Source organism: Psychroflexus sediminis (genome assembly GCF_900099815.1).
GTDB classification, from domain to species: domain Bacteria; phylum Bacteroidota; class Bacteroidia; order Flavobacteriales; family Flavobacteriaceae; genus Psychroflexus; species Psychroflexus sediminis.
This window is the reverse complement of sequence record NZ_FNCW01000003.1, coordinates 181,756-204,100: the sequence shown is the minus strand read 5'-3', so window position 1 is coordinate 204,100 and position 22,345 is coordinate 181,756. Positions and strand designations below refer to the sequence as shown.

The 22,345-nt window shown below is 41.9% G+C and carries 16 protein-coding genes; 5 read left to right on the top strand and 11 right to left on the bottom strand.

All coding sequences use genetic code 11. From position 1 onward, the window contains the following. Positions 1–267 precede the first annotated feature (267 nt). Together BLP81_RS03840 and BLP81_RS03835 are read left to right on the top strand one after the other, a co-directional pair. Positions 268–702 (top strand): hemerythrin domain-containing protein, encoded by a 435-nt coding sequence (locus tag BLP81_RS03840; RefSeq protein WP_093365923.1) that lies wholly within the window; start codon positions 268–270, stop codon positions 700–702. Positions 703–936: 234 nt separating this feature from the next. After that, positions 937–3,135 (top strand): DUF5916 domain-containing protein, encoded by a 2,199-nt coding sequence (locus BLP81_RS03835; protein WP_093366156.1) that lies wholly within the window; start codon positions 937–939, stop codon positions 3,133–3,135. 15 nt (positions 3,136–3,150) lie between these two features. On the opposite strand, the gene BLP81_RS03830 is transcribed toward BLP81_RS03835, so the two are convergent. The 7 genes from BLP81_RS03830 to BLP81_RS03800 all read right to left on the bottom strand — a co-directional run bounded on the left by BLP81_RS03830 (position 3,151) and on the right by BLP81_RS03800 (position 12,984). Further along, on the bottom strand, positions 3,151–4,509 hold the full coding sequence (locus BLP81_RS03830; protein ID WP_093365920.1) for an NAD-dependent succinate-semialdehyde dehydrogenase: 1,359 nt from the start codon (positions 4,507–4,509) through the stop codon (positions 3,151–3,153). Between the two features lie 68 nt (positions 4,510–4,577). Further along, the gene (locus BLP81_RS03825) at positions 4,578–5,720 is read right to left on the bottom strand and encodes a C45 family autoproteolytic acyltransferase/hydrolase (RefSeq protein ID WP_093365917.1); all 1,143 of its coding nucleotides are present in this window, start codon (positions 5,718–5,720) and stop codon (positions 4,578–4,580) included. A 25-nt stretch (positions 5,721–5,745) separates the two neighbouring features. Continuing rightward, on the bottom strand, positions 5,746–7,437 hold the full coding sequence (locus tag BLP81_RS03820; RefSeq protein WP_093365915.1) for a biotin carboxylase: 1,692 nt from the start codon (positions 7,435–7,437) through the stop codon (positions 5,746–5,748). A gap of 4 nt (positions 7,438–7,441) precedes the next feature. Further along, positions 7,442–10,186: an aminotransferase class I/II-fold pyridoxal phosphate-dependent enzyme gene (locus BLP81_RS03815; RefSeq protein WP_093365913.1), complete on the bottom strand. Its 2,745-nt coding sequence runs from the start codon at positions 10,184–10,186 to the stop codon at positions 7,442–7,444. A 5-nt stretch (positions 10,187–10,191) separates the two neighbouring features. Next, on the bottom strand, positions 10,192–10,590 hold the full coding sequence (locus BLP81_RS03810; protein WP_093365911.1) for a VOC family protein: 399 nt from the start codon (positions 10,588–10,590) through the stop codon (positions 10,192–10,194). Between the two features lie 20 nt (positions 10,591–10,610). Next, positions 10,611–11,543 (bottom strand): carbon-nitrogen hydrolase family protein, encoded by a 933-nt coding sequence (locus tag BLP81_RS03805; protein WP_093365909.1) that lies wholly within the window; start codon positions 11,541–11,543, stop codon positions 10,611–10,613. A gap of 133 nt (positions 11,544–11,676) precedes the next feature. Beyond that, positions 11,677–12,984 carry an aspartate aminotransferase family protein gene (locus BLP81_RS03800; RefSeq protein WP_093365907.1) on the bottom strand — a complete coding sequence of 436 codons (1,308 nt, stop codon included), beginning with the start codon at positions 12,982–12,984 and terminating at the stop codon, positions 11,677–11,679. A gap of 682 nt (positions 12,985–13,666) precedes the next feature. Between BLP81_RS03800 and BLP81_RS03795 the strand changes: the two genes are divergently transcribed. After that, positions 13,667–14,095 carry a hypothetical protein gene (locus BLP81_RS03795; RefSeq protein WP_143002807.1) on the top strand — a complete coding sequence of 143 codons (429 nt, stop codon included), beginning with the start codon at positions 13,667–13,669 and terminating at the stop codon, positions 14,093–14,095. Between the two features lie 3 nt (positions 14,096–14,098). Here BLP81_RS03795 and ggt read toward each other — a convergent pair whose 3' ends face one another. From ggt to BLP81_RS03775, 4 genes are all read right to left on the bottom strand, one after another. Further along, complete coding sequence (gene ggt / locus BLP81_RS03790; RefSeq protein ID WP_093365903.1) at positions 14,099–15,832, bottom strand: gamma-glutamyltransferase; 1,734 nt, start codon at positions 15,830–15,832, stop codon at positions 14,099–14,101. A gap of 80 nt (positions 15,833–15,912) precedes the next feature. Next, positions 15,913–17,136 (bottom strand): Nramp family divalent metal transporter, encoded by a 1,224-nt coding sequence (locus BLP81_RS03785; RefSeq protein ID WP_093365900.1) that lies wholly within the window; start codon positions 17,134–17,136, stop codon positions 15,913–15,915. Beyond that, positions 17,133–18,239 (bottom strand): DUF2891 domain-containing protein, encoded by a 1,107-nt coding sequence (locus tag BLP81_RS03780; protein ID WP_093365897.1) that lies wholly within the window; start codon positions 18,237–18,239, stop codon positions 17,133–17,135. The genes BLP81_RS03785 and BLP81_RS03780 overlap by 4 nt, the downstream gene beginning before the upstream one ends. A 58-nt stretch (positions 18,240–18,297) precedes the next feature. Beyond that, positions 18,298–19,257, bottom strand: a complete 960-nt coding sequence (locus tag BLP81_RS03775) for a calcium/sodium antiporter (RefSeq protein WP_093365894.1) — start codon at positions 19,255–19,257, stop codon at positions 18,298–18,300. Positions 19,258–19,359: 102 nt separating this feature from the next. On the opposite strand from BLP81_RS03775, the gene BLP81_RS03770 reads away from it, so the two are divergent. Both BLP81_RS03770 and BLP81_RS03760 read left to right on the top strand, forming a co-directional pair. Beyond that, a complete protein-coding gene (locus BLP81_RS03770) occupies positions 19,360–20,121 on the top strand; it encodes an SDR family NAD(P)-dependent oxidoreductase (protein WP_093365891.1) in 762 nt (253 codons plus the stop codon). Between the two features lie 401 nt (positions 20,122–20,522). Continuing rightward, a complete protein-coding gene (locus BLP81_RS03760; RefSeq protein WP_093365885.1) occupies positions 20,523–21,986 on the top strand; it encodes an aminoacyl-histidine dipeptidase in 1,464 nt (487 codons plus the stop codon). Positions 21,987–22,345 lie beyond the last annotated feature (359 nt).

The following is a 22,345-nucleotide window of genomic DNA, read 5'->3' as shown; positions in this document are numbered from 1 at the left end:
ATGTTTTAGGGACAAGGCTAAGGTTTCTACCCCGATTCCAAAAATTGGCTAAAAAAATATAGCCCTGCTTAATGAAACTACTACTCATCTTTAAGTTTTAAACATAACAAAAAATTCGATTAGGAAAAGGATTCATCCTGAAAAACAGGCGAGGTTTTAAAACCAACTTCTCTTTAGAACGGGTTTAAACTACCAGGTTAAGTCTTAAATTGAGTTTTCCTTTACCTATTAATTTTTAACTTAGGATTTTAACCAAAACCTTATATCATGACAATTTTTGAAGCCCTACGTCAGGAACACGAAATTCAACGCCATCTGGCAGCTAAGCTGGTGGAAACCCACGGCGATACTGAAGAACGAAAAAAGATTTTTGACCAGTTCAAACACGAATTAAAAATTCATGCGGATGCGGAAGAAAGGCATTTCTATATCCCGTTAATCAAGAAAGACCTGACCCAGGAAAAAGCCAGGCACAGTGTAGCTGAACACCATGAAATGGATGAACTGATCGAACAGTTGGAAGATACGGAAATGGATGCGTCGAACTGGCTTAAAATAGCCAAAGCCCTGGAAGATAAAGTGATTCATCATCTCGATGAAGAAGAGCATGAAGTCTTTCAAATGGCTGGTAAAGCGCTCACCGATCACCAAAAGACCAGTCTTGCTGAAGATTATAACAAGGAAATCAAGAAGATGAGGTAAGGCTAAGATCCTGCTCCTTTTTTAAATGCACCTTATGCACTCTCCGATATAATTCTTCGGGAAGTGTTTGATCGTCAAAAAAATGAATCCCAGGCTTATCCGTCGCACAAGCTGGGATTCATTTTTTTTAACCCTTAATTTTACTTTTTAACGGAAATTAAGTCTATCTATTACTTGAATATAAATCTCAATTCCTAAAAGCCTTTGAGTTTATGTCTTATGAAAAACTTAAATATGCTTAAAACACTTATTAGTCTTGCAATTGTCTTACTTGTCAGTCTAAGTTCTGCACAATCTCAGGAAAAAAGATTTACTGTTAAGCATACCACTGAATACCTTACTATAGACGGAATTTTAGACGAAACTGCATGGGATTCTGCCGAGAGCATTGGTGAATTTCAACAGTATTTCCCTGCAGACAATGTGACTGCCGACTACCAGACCGATATAAAAATGCTGGTAAACGACGAAATTCTTTATGTTGGTATAAAGGTTTATACACCCGGGAATAACTATACCATATCCTCCCTGGAGCGCGACTTCCGGGCGACAGGCAACGATAACATCAGCCTGGTCTTTGATACTTTTAATGACGGCAACAATGCCTTCCTTTTTGGCATAAACCCATTAGGCGTTCGCAGAGAAGTGTTGATTTCCGGAGGAGGTCAGGACCTTAGCGGGTTTACAACCTCATGGGACATCAAGTGGAAGGGCGAAAGCAAAATCTATGATAAGTATTATACAGCGGAAATGGCTATTCCACTCACCTCTTTCAAATTTGCAGAAGGTGAAACCAAATGGCGCTTTCAGAGCTATAGATTTGATATGCAGTCCAACGAACGCAGCAATTGGTTCAGAATACCTCAAAATCAAAGTGTGATCAACCTGGCCTTTATGGGAGATATGTACTTTGAAAAGCCCTTAGGCCGGTCCAGAACGCCACTGGCGATTATTCCTTACATCAATGGTATAACCGATAAAGACTTTACCACAAACACCTCAAACACTTCCGTAAAAGTGGGAGGAGATGCTAAACTGGCTATTGGAAATGGCATGAATCTGGACATTACTATAAATCCGGATTTTTCTAATGTTGAGGTTGATGAAATCTTTACCAACCTTACCCGCTTTGAAGTCAATTTACCGGAACGGCGACAGTTTTTTATAGATAACAATGACTTGTTTGGTGGATTTGGCAACAATGGGGACGCTAATCCTTTTTTCTCCAGAAGAATAGGCATTGCCACCGACAGGCTTGGAAATACGGTTCAAAATGATATTCTGGGGGGTATCCGCCTAAGCGGGAAACTCAACAAAACCCTAAGGCTTGGTTTTTTAACAATTCAAACCGATAAAAACATAGAACAGGAAATTGCCTCCAATAATAATTTGATGTTTGCTTTGCAACAGAAGGTGTTCAGCAGGTCCAACATTGGCGTGTTTTTCATAAACAGACAAAGAACGGGTTCTGAAGATTATTTTGAACCTGAAAATTCCTACAATAGAGTCATTGGGATTGACTATAATCTGGCAAGCGAAAATAATGTATGGTCAGGTAAGTTTTATACGCACAAATCGTTTCAGCCGGGAGAATCGGAGGACAGTTATTCTGCAGGGGCTTTACTGAGAAGAAATACCCGATTTTGGAATTTTGCAACAGACCTTATTTATGTCAATGATGATTTCCGTTCAGATTTGGGATTTATAAGGCGAAAAGACATCATAAGGTCAACGTCTTCAGTTAGGCGTTTATTCTGGCCTGAATCCGGAAAGGTCAACAACCACAGTATAGAGTTTACTCCAACCTTAATCTGGAGACCTACGCTTGATTATCAGAAAACAGATCATGAACTCGAAGTCCGTTACAGAGTCACTCTCAAAGATTTTACAGAATTTGGAGCTAATTATAACAACAATTATATATTTCTGGCTCGCCCTTTTGATCCTACAGGAACAGAAGGCGCTTTAAAGCTTCCGGCTAACCAGGCATATACTTTTAATGCCATGGATATTTTTTATAACAGCAATAGCGCAGAAACATTTTCTTTTAGAACCAGAGCGGGTATAGGAGAATTCTATACGGGTAAACGATACTCCTTAGGCGGTGAAGCCTTGCTTCGGATACAGCCGAAAGTGAGACTTAGCCTTAATATCAATTATGATAAAATTGAATTGCCGGATCCTTATCCAAGTGCCGACTTATGGTTGATAAGCCCCCGGGTTGAAATCACGTTTAGCAAATCCATATTCTGGTCAAGCGTGGTTCAATACAGCAACCAGCGTGATAATTTAGGCATCAACTCCAGGTTACAGTGGAGATTCGCTCCCCTGTCTGATCTTTTCATCGTTTACAATGACAATTATTTTGTGAATACCATTGAGCCTAAATTTCGATCGCTCAATTTAAAACTTTCCTACTGGCTTAATATTTAGAATTGTATTGACGAATTAAGCCTTCACATAGACCGTTTTCTTGTTGACAAACTCCATCATGCCTTCTTTGGCCAGTTCTCTTCCGTAACCGGAGCCTTTGGTTCCCCCAAAAGGAAGTCGCGGATCAGACTTGACCAGTTCATTGATGAAGTAAGCCCCGTCGCTAATTTTTTCAGCCATGTCCATGGCTTTTTGGATGTCTTCGGTAAAGACCGTCACACCCAATCCAAATCTGGAATTTTCAGAAAGTTCAAAAGCTTCCTCAATAGTTTTAGCTTTAATCATAGCCGCCAGCGGCCCAAAGGTTTCCTCATCGAAGGCCGGCATGCCTGGTTTCACATGTCCAAGGATGGTGGGCTCGTGGAAGCAGTTATCCTGCTTGCCTCCCAGAATTAATTCGGCGCCTTTTTCAAGAGATCTTTCAACCTGACTGTGAAGTTGGTCTGCTAAATCTCTTCTAGCGAGTGGTCCAATTTGTGTAGAATCCTCCATCGTGTCTCCGCGTTTCAACTCACCAACAGCTTTTTTAAATTTAGAAACAAATTCATCGTAAACACCTTCTAAAACAATAAACCGCTTCGCTGCGATACAACTTTGCCCACAATTCATCATTCTGGCAGTCACAGCTATTTTCACAGCCTGATTGATGTCGGCGTCTTCCCATACAATAAAGGAGTTACTGCCCCCTAGTTCCAGTAAGCTCTTTTTAAGATGTTGTCCAGCAAGTTTAGCCACCGCTGCTCCAGCTCCACCGCTTCCTGTTAAAGTCACCGCCTGAACAGTATCGTGAGCTATAATTTGCTCTGAGGTGTCATGGTGAACAATCAAATTCTGAAAAACACCTTCCGGATAACCTGCTTTTTTAAATACCTCTTCAATTTTCAGCGCACATCCAAACACATTGGGGGCGTGTTTTAACAGGGCTGTATTTCCGGACGTCAGCGTAGGCGCTGCGTATCTAAAGACCTGCCAAAAAGGAAAATTCCAGGGCATCACTGCAAAAACAGTTCCGATAGGATCATGTCTTACGTAACTGTGAGTAGCATCAGTTTTTATCACTTCGTTTGCCAAAAATTCTGATGCATGGTCAGCATAATAATCGCACACCCAGGCACATTTGTTAACCTCAGCTCTGGATTCAGAAATGGGCTTGCCCATTTCTAAAGTAATTATCTCAGCATATTCGTCAACATTGTCTCTCAGGATTTGTCCAGCTTTTTTGAGAAGTACTGCTCTTTCTGATAGTGGCGTCTTTTTCCACTGCTTAAAGGCTTCAGAAGAAGCTTTGAGTTTAGCAGTAAGTTCTTCGGGAGTAAGTGAATCATATTCTGCAAATTGCTCTCCGTTATAAGGATTTATACTTTGAAATTTCATTTGTCTATCATTTTATTACACCTCTTCAAAATTAAAATTTGAAAGGAAATTTTTAATTTCTAATTTAATTACGATTTTGTATCTGACCAGACTTCTTTCAAAAACTCTTTAGTTATTTCTTTAGGCTTTTTAGGGGTTGCTTTGTCCAAAAGAGGAGTTGAATATGTAATAATTTTGGCAGTATGGCCTTTATATGGCATCGCAAACTGATTGTTTTTTGGTCGTCGTTTTCTTCTCTGCAGGAGTTGAATGTTTTCTTCTCTTTCCTGAAAATCATCAAAACTTTGACTGATTTTTTTATTTGGCCAGTGCAATTCAACCCGACCTGATTTTGGATAATACGATGCAGTGAATAGCGTTCCAAAACCTTCTTTGAAAAGATCATTATAAAGAGGTTTCCTAAGAAAAGCTGATACTAATTCTTCCGATGAAAGACCATCCTCTTCCAATAAGTGGCTTAAAAACAAAGAACGCTCAACTGTTTTATTAAATCTGGCATTCTCTGGCCAGTCCACCTTTTTTTGATGATTTGTCGTGTACGCAGAGTTTGTTATGACAGCTTTTTCGCCGGGAGCGACTCTTATCGTTTTATAACTTCCCGACTCGTCTGCAACACTTACATTATAAGCCATATGGGATGGTATTCTGATTAAGGCTTCGACGGCCTCATCCACATTAGAACAGAATTCAAGTATGTACCTTAAAATGAAGGGGATGCCAAATCCTTGGCCTGTAATTTTTCTTCCCCCAAAGGTTAATGAAACCACCAAACCGTCTTCATTTATACCATCCAGAACACCAATTAAGCAATCACTGGTAGCGATTACTTTTTTTTGATTCCATCGGGTAAGGATCTGTACACCTTCAAATAGGTCTGGATGATGATCGTAATTCCGAACGAGCTGAAAATCATCCCCTTCCAAAATCGCGTTTGAACATCCGCTTACGTAAAATGGAGGCTGATAACCAGTGAGAAATTTAGCTCCCAATGCATTTGCATCCACAAGATGGCAAAGTCGTTCATAAGTTGGCCATAATTCTGGCATGTAAGTTTTGAGCGCTAATTGAGAGGTTTCCAAATCTGCAGTTGGAACGTCTTTCTCATTTTCAATTAACCACTTTTCATAAGCCTCCCAATGCGTAAAGAACAGGTTTTGCCATTTTGATCCAGGTAAACCAGGTTCTGAAATCGTCTTAAAATTAATCTGCATATAGAGATTTATAATTAATATTTGTTTATTTGGTTAAAGATCCGGACAAATTTGGTTTGCGTTTATCTTCAACTACAACCGAGGAAAACTTAGATCGAATAGCCTTGATCCATTTTTTAGCTCTGCCATTCAGTTTAAAATCGTCTGTCATCATTCGACCTCTGGTCACCAAAATACCCATGTCTGCACCCTCATAGAGATAATCACCATTTTTAGCTATTCTCATGAAAAAAGCTTCGTTTTCATTTTGCACAGCACGTCTATGCGTATCCATCCTGTCAAATTGAATGTGTCCTGTATCGTACATTTTCCAAATACCAGATTTCGCAGATTCAGTAACATATTCAATGGTGTCTTCGGTATGCTTCACAATCAATTGGCTCCAGCTGTCTATATTTTGCTGATTGGACCAGCGCTTGTTTAGTTTTTCTACATCCAAAGCATAATCGATGTTCATCCATTCTAAAATATGAAATACAAATAGTGGAGCATCTGCCAGGGCGAAAACGGCGTGGTTGGTAATCGAACTAGCACCGGTAACTCTCGGATTGAGCTCTCCTAAGTAAATTTCTCCATTGTCTTGATCTATAAGAAAATCCAATTCAAAATATCCTTTATAACCTTCTTCTCTTAGCTGGTTTCCAAAAAGCTGGGTGTAATCCACTGCTTTTTGTCTCAACTCCGGCGTAAATGCATCCGGATAAATTTCGTTACCACACCAGCCCCCTTCATAAGGTGTTAATTGTTTGAAACCAACCAGCTCGGTCATAAGTGGTGCAACAATGGTACCATGTCTGGTCACACAGGCTTCAATCGCTGTTCCTCTGCAACGAATACGTTTCATGATTTTAACCTCTGATTCTTCTTCGATTTCATCTGCATATTCAAGGTATTCTTCTTCATTAGAAATAAAGAAAGTCGTATGACCAGAATCTCCAAAAGGAGTCTGTATAACGAGTTCATTGCCTAAATGCTTAGAAACTTCACACAGGTGATCGTAATTTTTAACTTTTGAAAGGACATAAGGAACACAGGCAACGCCAGCTTTTTCCGCAATTCTATTGGTATTGACTTTATTATCCAGAAAGGTTCTCATTTCAGCTTTGGGAAACATAATCTCCAAGCCCAGTTTTTCGGCAAGTCTTTCAGTTTCTTCATTAAACATAAGAAACATAGCCTTTCCTGCTCTTCCATCGACACTTCTGGTTTTTATATAGTCTTGTACTTCAGGGTGCTGTAGCAGGTAGTTGTTGATATCTTCTATCCCTTCAAAATCGTCATGGGGTATTTCATTTTTAGGAGAGAAAACGTTTGGGTGCTGGCCATCAAAACATTCTATATAAGTAATAAATCTGAAACCTTTTATCCATTCATCTGCTCCCAAGAGATTAAAATTGGTAGCACTTATGAAATATAAGGGTTCTTCATTTTTATGAAAAGCCCTTCTGATGTCAGATATGCCGTTCAATTCTACTTTTTTAGGTCTTCCCCGTTTTTTTGGTGCAGTCCCAGGAGAAGCTTTACTTGGTTTTGTAAGGGTTTTACTTTTGGGAGATGAACCGGCTTTAGTTGAAGTAGAGGCTTTTTTACTTTTGGACTTTTGATTTCCGCGAACCGGGATTTTAGTTTCATCCTTTCCCGTAATCGTTGCCTGTTTAGAATGAGATTGCTCTTTCGCTTTTTTATTATCTGAATCCTTATTTTTTGCTGATTTCATACGTTTATTTTTTATCAATTAAATTTTTCTTTTTATTACTCCCCATGGAGGTAACTGTTTGTTGCCTGTTCAATACACTGTCTTTAAATACTCTCAACCCGAGTTCTGGTGCATAACCGTGAATTTCGGTGACATCCAAAACGGTTAAAAAGTGAATAATTTCTTCACTCACTACCTGTCCAGGTACCAAAACAGGAAATCCTGGAGGATACGGAATTATAAATGAAGAGGCCACCAGAGTTCTTCCTCCTTCCATGGTAGGTCTGCATTCTGATAATGGCACAAATTCGTAATTCTCTTCACTGTAAGCTAAGGTGAAGGCCTCCCTGATGTTTCCGCCTGGAACTCCTGGAACCGCTTGAAAAGAGTGATGAAAATAACTAAAGTCTGGCAATGGAGGAAAATCCTGGGTTAAAGAATTGATTTTAGCCTGATGAATTTTATTCTCTTCGGTAGTAAGAGACAATTCCTCCCTGTCCAATTCATCTGCAATTTTAAGCAATGCGTTAGTCAAGTATGTAATACTACCTCTGGTTGTACCAATATTAGTCATCAATAAAACGGTGTTCCGTGATGTTTTGTTGATTTGGATATTGAATTGATCCATCAGGTATTTGTTCTTGAAGGTATCTCCATCCACGCCTGTTCTTCCAATATGTATAGTGATCTTTGTGGGGTCTAATACAAATTCATCCGCTTCCCAGGCTTTATCCATTCGATTCCAGCCTGTCTTTGGATTATAATATTCCGATAACCCAGAGGATCTGTATTCCTTTGGAATAAAATCACCTACAGTTAAGACATCAAAGTATTTTTTTAATTTTGGATGATCGTTGACCTTGGCTCTAAAAACCATGGCTAATTCGATGCTTTTTTCTACGAGTTCATAACCCTCAAATTGTACTTGCCGTCTTCCTGCATCGAGCGAGGCAAGAATTTGATAATTCGGTGATGTAGAGGTATGAGTCATATAGGCTTCCATGAACGTATTTTGCGTTTTCTTCCTGAAATCCTGATCCCATATATGAATCATTGAGCCCTGTCTAAAACTGCTCAGTGTTTTGTGCGTACTTTGTGTTGAATAGACTCTTATCCGAACCTTATCTGGGTCTGGAAGCTTTGATACCTCCCCTTTCTTGAGGCCTTTTATATGTTCTTCGTATTCAATTCTATATTTATCCGTCTTATATTTTTTGCTGAGTTTATCTGCTACATACATTCCGGTTCTTTGCTTATAATTGTAGGTGAAACCTGCAAAAGCAAACCAGGCTTCATCCCAGAGGAAAATCATATCGGGTTTGATCGCCAGGATTTCTTCCATCACTTTTTCTACATTGTAAACAAATCCATCAAATGTACAGTTGGTAAGTAATAGCATTTTTGCCAGCTGCATTCTCCCAGCTTCTTTCAATTGCAGCAGCTTATCTTTTATTTGTTGCAGTGGAACTGCTCCATACATTGAATATTTTTCTATCGGGTAGGAATCCAGATACACCGGATAAGCACCGGAAAGCACTAACCCGTAATGATGTGATTTATGACAATCTCTGTCGATTAAAACAATATCCCCCGGTTTCACCAAAGCTTGTACAACAATTTTATTGGATGTTGAAGTTCCATTAGTCACAAAAAAAGTATTCAACGAACCATAGGCTTTACTGGCCATTTTTTGAGCGGTCTTCAGAGTTCCTGTTGGCTGAAGTAATGAATCCAGGCCTCCTTTTGTCGAAGACGTTTCCGCTAAAAACATGTTTCTGCCATAGAAATTTCCAAAATCATTAATCCATCTGGATTTAAAAACTGAATTCCCGCGAGAGATCGGCATCGCATGAAATACTCCAGTAGGCTTTTTACTGTATTCTTTCAAAGCTGAAAAAAACGGAGTTTCGTAACGCTTATAAATTCCTCTAAGAATGGTCAGGTGTAATTCCTGAACATCTTCTGCCCGGTAAAAAATTCTGTCAAAAGTTTTTAAGGTATTGTCTTTCAGATTTGCTAAGGATGTATCTGTAACATAATACGTATCGATCTCAGGTCTGAATTTCTTAACCAAACGACCTAAAACCGGACCTAAACGTATTTCTGATTTTGAATTCATGTCCAAATCGATAATGCTCTGAACAAACGGTTTCAATACCGGACTGATTTTCTTGGATTTGTAAGGCGGTGCATAACGTATCACTACAGCCTGAATATTACTATTGAATTTCAAAGCTATCATTGCATCCTCAAAGGTTTTTTGGACCACGACCCCATAATTGAATTGATCACTGCTAGTACCAACCTCTTTTAAGTCACTTCGTAGTTTATTCTCTTCCTGCAAAGAAATATCCTCCACAAAAAGAACCTCAAAATAATTTTTACCCTTACCATCGTATTTATCAATGTCTTCCAGCTGATCTATCTTTAAATCCTCATCTTCTAAAGCATTAGGATTACTCCTGTATTTATCACTGACAAGCAGTTTAGTGATTTCAGAAATTTTGTGAGCAAAAGCAGTGTATTCTTGCCTTTCCATCATTTCAAACAATAATCCTAACCGATGAATTCCTGGAAGAGCAAAGTAACTTTCGATGCTTTCCAGCGTTCTTAGAATGTTTTTGACTTTTTCAATCTGCTTCTTCTCTTCGGTTGAACCCTTAGAATTCTCACTAAGTATAGAAGATTCTAACTTTAATGAATTCCAGGATTCGAGTCGAAGTTGATTAATATTATAACAATTTGAAATTTGAAGTTTTGAATTTATCATACGTATTATTGGCTTGAATAAAGTGCTAATTTGTTTCCTTCTGAATCAATGAAAATGGCGAAATAACCAGATTCTTCGCTGATAAGCGTTTTAGGCATTACAATTCTTCCTCCTGCGTTTTCAACATTTCCAAGAACCAGATTGAGATCTTTACCGGCATTTAAATAAATGAGAGGACCAGAGTCTCCGGGCGTAGAACCGGGACCCGCTACAATTGAGCCCCCTATACCATTACTCACTGGAAAAAAGGCCATGGCGTAATTGTCATCAATATTGGTTTCCATGTCAATTCCAAAGATCTGATTGTAAAAATTTACAGATTGCTGAAAATTGATCGCTGGAATCTCAAACCAACTTATAAAATCTTTTTGCTGTCGTTTAACTTTTGGTGATGTTCCTCCCATAGTTTTGCTTTAAATTTTTATTATCCCCCAAATCCTTTGTAACCTGCCGGATCCTGAGGGGCCTGATAGCCTTGTTCTTTCATTTTTAACTCTGCCAGATTACCTAGCTTTGTCGGTTTGATAAGCGGCCCTAACGAATTCAGATAAGGCAGTTGAGCACCCTGCTGGTATATACCGAACTGGCCGATGTGATCTCTAAAACTTTTTAAAGGCTGTCCTAATCGTAAAATTCCCAGTTCCCGACTTCTTTTCACCCGATTGATATTGAGTTCCAGCGGGAAAATCTCTTCATTACCTTCGGCCTGATAAATGACCCTGCCATCAGGTCCACAGACGATGGATCTGCCACTACCTCCGGATTCCAGTCCATTCACATCGAAGAAATAGCATTGGTTAACCGCTGCCATCGCTCTTACGATAGATAATTCCACATCTCTGTCTATGGTTCCTGTCATCGTAGGGTGCAAAATTACTTCTGCGCCCATGACTGCCAGCGTACGCACGGTTTCCGGAAACCACATGTCATAACAAATGGACAAACCAAATCTGGCGACACCCGGCACATCGAACACACAAAATTCTGAGCCCGGGGTCACCCCTACTTCGTAAGGATAAAACGGGAACATTTTTCTGTAACGCGTAACGATTTCACCCTCCGGGTTAATCACTGTAGCCGTATTATAGATCTTGCCTTCACTTTTTTCGAATATAGAGCCTGGCAAGAGCCAGATGCCGTGTTTCTTGGCCATGGCCTGCATCTCTTTTTCAAATTCTCCCGGGATTTCCTGGGCATTGTGGGTTAAAGGACCATAACCACATAACTCACTAAAAAGAACCATGTCTACCCAGGGGTAGAGACTCATCGTGATATCGAGTTTCAGCTTCATCATTTCCACATTGGAACTAACCGCTGAAATCTTCATTTGTATTCCTGCTATTGCAAATGGATTCATAATCTTATTTATTTCGTGTTATTTGAAAACCTATGTTTTCAAATTATTAATGCCTAATTTAATCCTGGCGTAAAATCAATACGCAATGGGATTGTTAATTATCCTTATATTGACAATCCTTGAGACTTGAGTTTTAAGTATGTTTTCTGATTTGATTTTCGATAATGTCCAAACCTTTGTTCAATTGTTCATCGGTAATGACAAGCGGACACAAAATGCGTATAACGTTTTTGTGAGTTCCGGCACTTAAGAGAACCAGACCCTCTTCAGCGCAACCTTTGACAATTTTAGAACATAGGTCCGTATGAGGATCTGCAGGATCATTATTTTTTATAAATTCTATACCTATCATAGCCCCTATACCTCTTACATCACCAATTTCAGGATAATGCCTGCTTAATTTTTCCATGCGGCTGGTAATCAGTTTACCAACATGTATGGCGCGTTCATTCAGGTTTTCATCTTTCATAAACTGAATGGTGGCCAGTGCTGCGGCGCAACACACGGGGCTTCCTATATAAGTGCCGCCAATCGTACCTGGTCCAGCCGCATCCATAACCTCGGCCCTGCCCACAACAGCGGCGATAGGAAGACCAGAACCCATGGATTTGGCATAGGTGCTCAAATCTGGTTGCACTCCGTAGTGCTGCCAGCTGGCCCAGTGTCCTGTTCGGCAAAAACCGCTCTGGATTTCGTCAAAAATCAACATCACCCCGTGTTCGTCGCAAAAAGAGCGAAGTCCTTCCATATATTTTTGTGGAATCGGATTAAATCCGCCTTCACCCTGAATGGGTTCCACAATGATTGCAGCAACACTATTGATGTCAACAATACTATGCGCACTGTCCTTTAACCTTCTAAGCTCTGTTTCCACAAATTCTTCCATGCTTTGGGAACCGTGGTATTTGTAGAAGTTAGGAAAAGGGATCCGGTACACTTCAGGCGCAAAAGGACCCGATGAAAACTTATAATTTACCTTACTGGTAAGACTCATTCCCATCAATGTACGACCGTGATAGGCTTCAGTAAAACAAATAACGGCTGGTCTCTGGGTGGCCTGACGTGCAATTTTTATAGCATTTTCTACAGCCTCAGCCCCGGTACTGATGAGCATGACTTTGGTTTTATCGCCGTGAGGAAGAATATCTGCAAGTTCTTCACACAGCCTGATATAAGGTTCATAAGTCACTACATTGAAACTGGTATGAAGATAATTCTCGGCCTGTTCCTGGATCGCCTTTACGACAGGAGCCGGACAATGCCCTGCATTGACAACTCCAATACCTCCGGCAAAATCTATAAGCTCATTACCATCTACATCTGTAATGATGGCCCCTTTGGCTTTTTGTACGGTTGCTGTATTAAAAACACCAACGCCATTAGCGACGATGTTTTTTCTCCTTTCGAGGAGCTCCTGAGATTTCGTGTACTCTTGAGTCATAAAAAATTTAAATTATTATATAGTGTTCTATGCTGGTCTGAAAAGCTCACAATCAAAGCTCTTTATAAAGGAACCTTAACACCCTTTCAGCGCTTCTCAATATACGATTATATTTTATTAATCAAAATGGCTTTTCCGCTTTAAATCAGGAACGAAAGCGATAAAATATTAAAATTATACTAATAAAATTATTAATTAATCCGCATGAAAACAAACTATAAAAAGGCTATCTGCTTTATCGTCAACATTATAAATGAAGAACTCACATTAAACAAATTCAATTTTAACACTTAAAGAGTCGTCTCTATTGTTAAAAAACTTAACTAAAAAAAGTTAATATTTTTAACAGAAAAATCCTGCCGGAGATTTATCATTCCTTTTAGAATTCAACCAGGGATTTACTTAGAATCCTATACCATTTACCTATAATTTATAAACCAGTCCAAAACAGATTTCTTAAAACCTAGGAAGATATTTTAGGCCTTATACGGCTTGGTTTTTTTGACAATTGATAAAAGATGAATAATGAGACCTGAGTAAACAATCTGTTTTAAGCAATTTTAAAACATGTAGAATGATACAATTTTTACCTCCGATTAATTTTATTTATGAAACGTTAATTGCTTATCTAACTAAGATCTTTTATTTAATTTTAAAGGACATAATTAAAATAATCGAACACATGAGAACTGAAATACTCAAATTGCTGACAACCGGAAAGGAACTTAATAAGCAAATAACCGATAATTATTCCGATGTGTTGTCTCAAAATATTCTGGAAACTGCAAAACACAGCCTTAATTCTGATTTACCTAACAAAGTCAATGCTTTCCTAAGCATCTTAAATATGGTCGAGAATGGTGAAAAATTCACGCCAGTCGACTCCATTGATGACGCCATCTCCCTTTTTGAAAATAAAGATATTCAAAAGTCAATAGATAAAACTTCAGAGAATAATGACCTGACGGGTATAAGTCCATTGCGAGAGAAAGCTTTTCCTTTATCTGAGGTTTTAAGCAATGCTTTAAATGGTATGGAATCAAGCGTACAACTGCTAAGTGCTCAAATACAACTCGGTGAATCTCTTAAAAGACGAGGCGGATACAGCTAGGCCCTAATAACCGGCTGCCTGTCCGTCTACCCGAGATTCTGAAGCCCCGTAATACACCCCGTTATTCTGATCTTTTAGGATGCCCTGGTACCTTCCGAAAAAACTATTGCCCACCTCTACCTTATGTCCTCTGGCACGGAGCTGGCGCACCACTTCGTAAGGAATTCCAGATTCGACATTCACCTGACCTGTAGTACTGAGATAATCCGTTACGGCGCCGGTAGGTTCCGATGAGCCGGAATGGTCCCATCGGGAAGCATCCCCGGCTTCCTGAACATTCATCCCAAAATCGATTATATTGGTCAGGATACTCACATGACCTATAGGCTGGTAGGCGCCTCCCATATTGCCATAGCTGAAAAACGGCTTCCCGTCTTTCATCACAAAGCCCGGGATGATCGTATGAAAAGGCCGTTTACCCGGCTGATATACATTGGGATGTCTGGGGTCTGTAGAGAATAATTCCCCCCGGTTTTGAAAACTAAATCCAAGTCCGGGGACCACAAAGCCTGTGCCCATGCCTCTAAAATTACTTTGAATCAAGGATACCATATTGCCTTCATTGTCTGCTGTTGTCAGATAAACCGTATCTCCATTTTCAATCACCTCAACCCCTGTACTCACATCACTCATCGCCGTTTCTCCAATGAGTTTTCTTCGCTTGGCCGCATAATCCTTGGAAAGTAAAATGTCGTAAGGCACATCCTGAAAATCAGGGTCGGCGTAATGTTTGGCTCGGTCTTCGTAAACCAGCTTTTTGGTTTCGATAAAGGCGTGCAGGGTTTCTGCTGTCCCGTACCCCATGGACGCCAGGTCGAAGCCTTCCAGAATATTCAGCATTTGTAAAACTGCTGTACCCTGGACATTTCCTCCCACTTGATACACATCATAACCGCGGTAATTGGTGGTAACAGGCTCAATCCATTCGGAATGGTGGTTTTTAAAATCTTCATAGCGCAGATAGCCGCCATTGTTTTTCATCCATCGATCTATCTCCTGAGCGATTTCGCCTTCATAGAACGCATCTCTGCCTTTTTCAGCCAGTATGCGCAGGGTGTTGCCGAGATCAGGGTTTTTGAAAATTTCACCTTTCCGTGGACCCCGGCCATCGATAGTGAATGTGGATTCAAAAGCACCGGGCTGTGTCTTCAAAAAAGGAACACTGGATCTCCATCGCATGGAAATCGCTTCAGTCACCGGGAATCCATTTTCAGCATAGTCGATTGGTGATTTCAGAATGTCCTTCATCGGTAAGGAACCAAATTTTTTATGCAGCTCAAACCAGCCGTCGACTGCACCAGGAACGGAAACCGAAAGCAGGTGATATGGCGGTATGCTTTCGCGATCGATTGCATCTAGCTCAGCGAGTAAATCCTCATACGACAAGCCCAGAGGCGAACGCCCGCTGGCATTAATAGCGTATAATTTCTGACTTTTCTCATGCCAGATAATGGCAAACAAATCTCCCCCGATCCCGTTTCCGGTGGGTTCCATAAGACCGGTGGCCGCATTGGCAGCAATGGCTGCATCCATGGCGTTTCCGCCCTGCTTCAGGATATCCAGTCCGATTTGAGTGGCTAAGGGATGACTGGTGGCCACCATGCCATGCTGCCCTATGACTTCAGATCTTGAAGCAAAATTAAGTCCATCCGCTTCCCGATCGGCTTGAGCAAAAGTGAAGCCTGTCATTAACAAACCTAGTGATAAACTGCTTAAATGCTTTAGATATGAATTCATAAGATGTATGTTTTAAGTGTAAACTATATTATTTTTGAGTTAACATGTCCTGTAAAGTTAAATCCTTTTATATTTCTTAACTAACTGCTGTACATCATAAAAAAACTCTTGAAGCTTAAAAACAGGCAAAACAGCACGATCAAAATTCCGACGGCATTTTGTAACCAGGTGTTTTTAAATTCACCCATCAGTTTTTGGTTAGAGACAATAGCCAGCAGGAGGATGGCAATAAACGGCAATAATATAGCATTACTCACTTGGGCAATTTGAATCAACTCAATCGGATTGATACCCAGGGAAGAAAAGAAGACGCCGAGAAAAAGAATACCTCGCCAGGTCCATTTGAATTTTGGGTGCGACTTAGCTATCTTCCAGCCCAGGCAGCCTTTCAACACGTAAGCAGCAGCCAAAGCTGCCGTGAGTGTGGATGTAATCCCTGCGGCAAAAAAACCAAAGCCCAGCAAATACTTAGCATACACCCCATACAAAGGCTCCAGGGTTTCGGCCATGTCCAGAATCGACAACAGTTCTGCCTTGGGTAATCGGGAAGCCGCTACCACCACGGCAATGGAAACTATCCCGCCGAGGCCTATGGCGATGGCAGAATCCCATTTGGCCGCTGACAAAGCCTTTACGCCATTCCATTTCTCCTGTACGATGGAGGAATGCAAAAACAAATTGTAAGGGACAATGGTTGTCCCGACAATAGCCAGAACGGTGGTTAAAGATTCGGAAGGCATGTTAAAAAGAAAAACGCCCTGTAATAAAGCCAGGTAACTCGGCTGGGTTATGATGGCTGTGGTCAAGAAGGATAAACTCATCAAAACCACCAGGACAATCAAAACGTTTTCGATTTTTTTATAGCTGTTCATATTCAGGATGAAGAAACAAATCACACCGATGAGCAGGGGCAGATAATCCAGCTGGAAACCACCGATACTAACCAGGGTGTCTGCATAAATCACCGAAAAGCCCATCACAGCGCCACTGATGTTTCCCGCTTCGTAAGCCGCATTTCCAAAGACGATGGCAACGACCACCAGAAACATGAGAATGCTTTTGAGGACGGGATGCCTCACCACATGTCGCATGGCCGTGCCCAGGTCTTTTTGAGTGACCAGGCCAATTCTGGCAGACATGTTTTGTAAAACGATGGTGGCCAGAATCGATAAGACCAGCGCCCAGATCAGATCGGTTCCAAACTTAACGCCGGCAATGGAACAAATGGTAATGGTACCCGGACCGATAAAGGCTGCCGCTACAAAAGTCCCCGGACCGAAATAGGAAGTGAGTTTTTTGATCATTCAGGACGCTTTTCGAGTGCATAAAGCGCAAATGTTCCCAGCCAGTGCGAGCCCTCGTAGGTATCGCCAAATAAATTCGGATAGGCTTTGGCAAAATGTTTATCCCCTGTGGTTTTCAGATGATAAAAGGCTTCGTAGGTATCGGCCAGTTCATAGAGGTTCCAGGCTCTGCTGAAATTAAGACCATCCAGATGCACCAGCTTTCCATCGCTCCTGTCGCTTACTTCAGCAACCTCTAAGGAAAAATATTTTGAGAACAAACCCGGCATAAAATCTTTGGCCCAAACTTGAAACTCGTTTTCAGGCAACACTTTGGCCATCAAAGAGGCCTCTTCCAGACATGGCGATAAAAAATCGTAGCCGCCTGGCTCCCACCCGATCGGGCAATTTTCATCCCCGAGGTAAAAATCCCTGGAACGCTTGATGAGGAGTGCCCTGAGCGCTTCTTTTTCGAAAGTCTTCGCATAGTCTAAAGTCATGGACAAGGCAAAGGCGGTGTTGGGATGTTCTCCCACCCGAATGGGATACACCAGTTTGGGCAGAAATGCCATCATTTTGTCTTCAAGCAGCTCGACAAGCGGCATCAGATTAGTGAGCCATTCCTGTGCCTCAGGGTCTTCCCAGGTTTTGAGCTCTCTGGCCAGGGTAAACAGCCAGGCCCAGCCGTAAGTGCGTTCAAAATTTGTATTATGTTCGGTTTCAAAAAACTCGATTTCGGTTTGAATGTTTTCTGCGGTAAGCCTTTGCGATAAAGCACTTCTGATACTATCCGCCTGCTTAAGTTCCGGAAAGGCTTTGAGCAGTTTCACCAAAGACCACTGACTGTGCACTGCAGAATGCCAGTCGAAACAGCCATAAAAGGCAGGGCGCAGATCTTTAGGCCTGGCCAAATCCTCTTCCGAACCCAGCACCTGTCCAAGTTTGTTCGGGAATTCCTGAGTGATGCACTCCAGAGGAAGTTCTACCAGTTTTTCCGCTTCTTCTATGCCAAATTCAGGAAAAGAATGAGTCTCGAATGGAGATTTGGTCCCGCCTTTGGTATCCGGTGATTTCTGACAACTCCAGAACGCTAAAGACAGTAAAACAACACAAGTCAATTTCATAGGATTCAATTTTGGCTGACAAGTTAAAGAAATCACACAGTACTTTCAAAATCCGGGTTTATTTTGAAATCATATAGCCGGTGTAAACCACAAAACCGACAAGCAGCAGGAGAGCCTCCCAGCGGTCCAGGCGTTTGGTTTTACCACTGAACATAGCGATAAACAAAAACAAGGTAGCCCCCACAAGCAGATACATTTCAAAATTGAAAGACGCATTGTAAGCAATAGGTCTGATCAGGGCACTCACCGGTACAATCAAAAGCACGTTGAAAATATTGGACCCAATCACGTTACCGATGGCGATGTCGGCATTTTTCCTTAAGGCGGCAACTATGGAAGTCACCAGCTCCGGCAGGGAGGTACCGGCGGCAACAATGCTTAAGCCTATCACTTTTTCACTGATTCCAAATTCCAGGGCCATTTCCGTTGCATTGGTCACCACCAGGTGTCCGCCGTAAACTAGGCCCGCTAAACCAAAGACCATCAAAAGCGTCATTTTTGTCGTCGTGTAATCCTGAGCAGGAGGGCTATCGGTCGTTTCCATAACTGATTCGGAAGAAAGCCCCCGATAGATATAATACATAAATCCTAGGAATAAAAGCAGTAAAACCAGGGCATCACCCCAGGACACTTCGGCGGTGCTGCTTCCAAACCATGCGTTTGACAAAACATAAAGGACGATGATTACAGCCAGGGAAATAGGGATTTCTATCCATACCATGCTTTTTTGAACCCTAATGGGTTTGATGAGGCCTACAATGCCCAAAATCATCATCAGGTTAAACAGATTACTGCCCAGGACATTGCCCAAAATCAAATCTGACTTTCCCTGCAGGGAAGCCACAGAACTCACCACCAGTTCAGGGGCCGATGTGCCGAAAGCCACTATGGTAAGTCCAATGGCAAGATCAGACATGTTAAGCCGTCTGGCCAGGGCTGAGGCTCCTTTCACCAAAGCATCCGCTCCGAAAATCAACAGGACAAAGCCTAAGATTACCAAAAGGATTTCGACTAACATCTTAAATTTTTATGAAGTGAAATTAATCTGAATTTCCATTCAAAAAGCAACTCAACTCATAAATTTAAAAGCTTTTTCTTACATTTATCAAAAAACAAATGTATGTCCAAAACAGTACTCATCACTGGAGCCAGCAGCGGAATAGGATTGGCCACCGCTAGACGATTTGCCAAAGAAGGCTTCAAACTTATTCTCTGTGGCCGTCGGCAGGAACGTCTGGATGACTTAAAATCAGAGTTGTCTTCACAGACGGAAGTCACCACCCTCAATTTTGATGTAAGGGATCAGCAAGCGGTCAATGAGGCCCTGGAATCCCTCCCGACTGAATTCAAAGCCATTCAAATTCTTATCAACAATGCCGGTAACGCCCACGGTCTGGATTACATACAGGAGGGCTCTTCCACCGACTGGGATGCTATGCTGGACATCAATGTGAAAGGCTTACTCTATGTTTCTCAGCCGATCATACGGACCATGATCAAGAATAATGACGGCCATATCATCAACATCGGCTCTACGGCAGGCAAGGAAGTTTACCCCAAAGGCAACGTTTATTGCGCCAGCAAACACGCCGTAGATGCAATCAATAAAGGCATGCGTATGGATTTGAATGCGCACGGCATACGCGTGGGCGCCATCAATCCCGGAATGGTCGAAACCGAATTCAGCAAAGTCAGATTCAAAGGCGATGAAGATCGCGCCGAGCAGGTTTACAAAGGCTACAAAGCCCTGCAGCCCGAGGACATCGCCGACATTATCCTTTTCACGGTCACCCGGCCCTACCACGTCAACATCGCCGATCTGGTCGTTATGCCCACAGCCCAGGCCGGCAGCGGAATGATCAACAAGTCCAGTCAAGATTGATTTTACCCCTGCTGGCTTTCAGGTTATGCGATATCACCAGCTTAAAACCATAACGCTGACCTGATGCCGGGAACCGGGTTTTAGAGGTAGTTTGAAGTTGCAGCTGAGTATTCATGTGAACGTTCACCTGAAGTATCCAGATGCGGTTTCTACAGCTGAAGCCCCTCTTGGGTCGACCTCCCGACTGCGCCTGCCTGCGGTCCCCTTGGAAGGCAGGCCTGCCTGCGTTCCGCTTAGTAAGGCAGGCTCGAACCTAAACAAAAAACAAGCTGAAAGTCGAGACCTATTTTCAATAGTATCAAATGATACTATCAGAAGAACTAAAACCCCAACACAATTTTATCACTTCCTTACCATCCAATTGTACTTAGGGTCTTAACTTTGTAAAAAAAAATATACACATGAGCAGTCCTATACAAGACCTTGAACCTAAAGCGATCTGGAAACACTTTTCAGCCTTAAACGCCGTGCCAAGAGCTTCCAAAAAAGAAGAACGCGTCATCAAATTTATGATGCAGTTCGGGAAATCTTTGGGTTTCGAAACCCTTCAGGATAGCATTGGAAATGTGATCATCAAAAAACCGGCGACTTCCGGCATGGAAGACCGCAAAACCACGGTTTTACAGTCACACCTGGATATGGTTCATCAAAAAAATAAGGATACAGATTTCGATTTTGATACCGAGGGCATCCGCATGTATGTGGATGGCGACTGGGTAAAAGCCGAGGGGACCACGCTTGGCGCCGACAACGGACTTGGCGTGGCCACGATCATGGCTATTTTGGAAAGCAAGGATCTGTCGCATCCCGCGCTGGAAGCTTTATTTACCATCGACGAGGAAACGGGCATGACCGGTGCCAAAGAGCTGGATGGCAGTATTCTGGACGGTGAAATTTTACTCAACCTCGATACCGAGGAAGATGACGAAATCGGGATTGGCTGTGCCGGGGGCGTTGATATGACCGCCACGCGTTTTTATATCGAAGAATCGATTCCCGAAAATTCGCTGGCATACAAACTCAAGCTTATGGGCCTGCAGGGCGGACATTCCGGAATGGACATCATCAAAGGCCTGGCCAATGCCAATGTGCTGATAAACCGGCTTTTGTACACCGCCTATACAACGGTAAACTCCAGAGTCGCAAGCATTGAAGGCGGAGGACTCAGAAATGCGATTCCACGTGAAAGCGAAGCCGTGGTCATCGTACATCAGGACCACAAAGACAAATTTGAAGACGCCCTGCATACTCTTTTTCATGAGATCAAATCTGAATTTGCCAGCCTTGAGCCGGAGATGAAATTTGATTTACAGCAAACCGAACTGCCTAAGAAAATCATGAGCAGCGATGTGCAAGATGCCGTTTTGAAATCCATTTACGCCGCGCATAACGGAGTCTACCGAATGAGTCCTGAGATTGAAGGTTTGGTAGAAACCTCCAATAATATCGCTAAAATCTCGCTGGGGGGAGGAAAGATTGAAATTTTATGCCTGACGAGATCCTCCCTGGCGTCGTCCAAAGACAATCTGGTTAATTCCTTATCTTCTGCTTTTGATCTGGCTGGTTTTCAGGTCGACCTATCCGGGGATTATCCAGGCTGGTCACCCGACCCGTCTTCAGATATTTTAAAGGTCGTCGACCGCATTTACCAGGAACAAAACAATGAAAAAGCCAATGTCGCTGCCTGCCATGCCGGTCTGGAATGCGGGATTTTAGGCAGTCATTATCCCGAAATGGATATGATTTCCTTTGGACCTACCATTCGCGGGGCGCACTCGCCGGACGAACGCGCCAGCATTTCCAGTACCCAAAAATTCTGGAAACTGACGAAAGAGGTGTTGAAGCAAATACCGGTAAAAGGATAGACTGTTTGACTGGTTGACTGGTTCACTGGTTCACTGGTTTACAAATAATTTGTCATTCTGAATATAGTGAAACGGAATGAAGAATCTTTACTATCGAAAAGCATTAAAGATTCGATATAAAAGATTCCCTGCCTTTGCCAAGGAAACGCAGGCAGGCTCGTCGTTTCTCTTCCCTCGGAATGACACTCAACATTGTCATTCTGAAGGAGATTAAAGTCGACTGATGAATCTCTACTGTCGTGAAACATAAAAGAATTCGGTATGAAAAGATTCCTCCTATTGTCGGAATGACATGCATCACTGTCATTCAGAAGGAGACTACAGTCGACTGATGAATCTCTACTATCGAAAAGCATTAA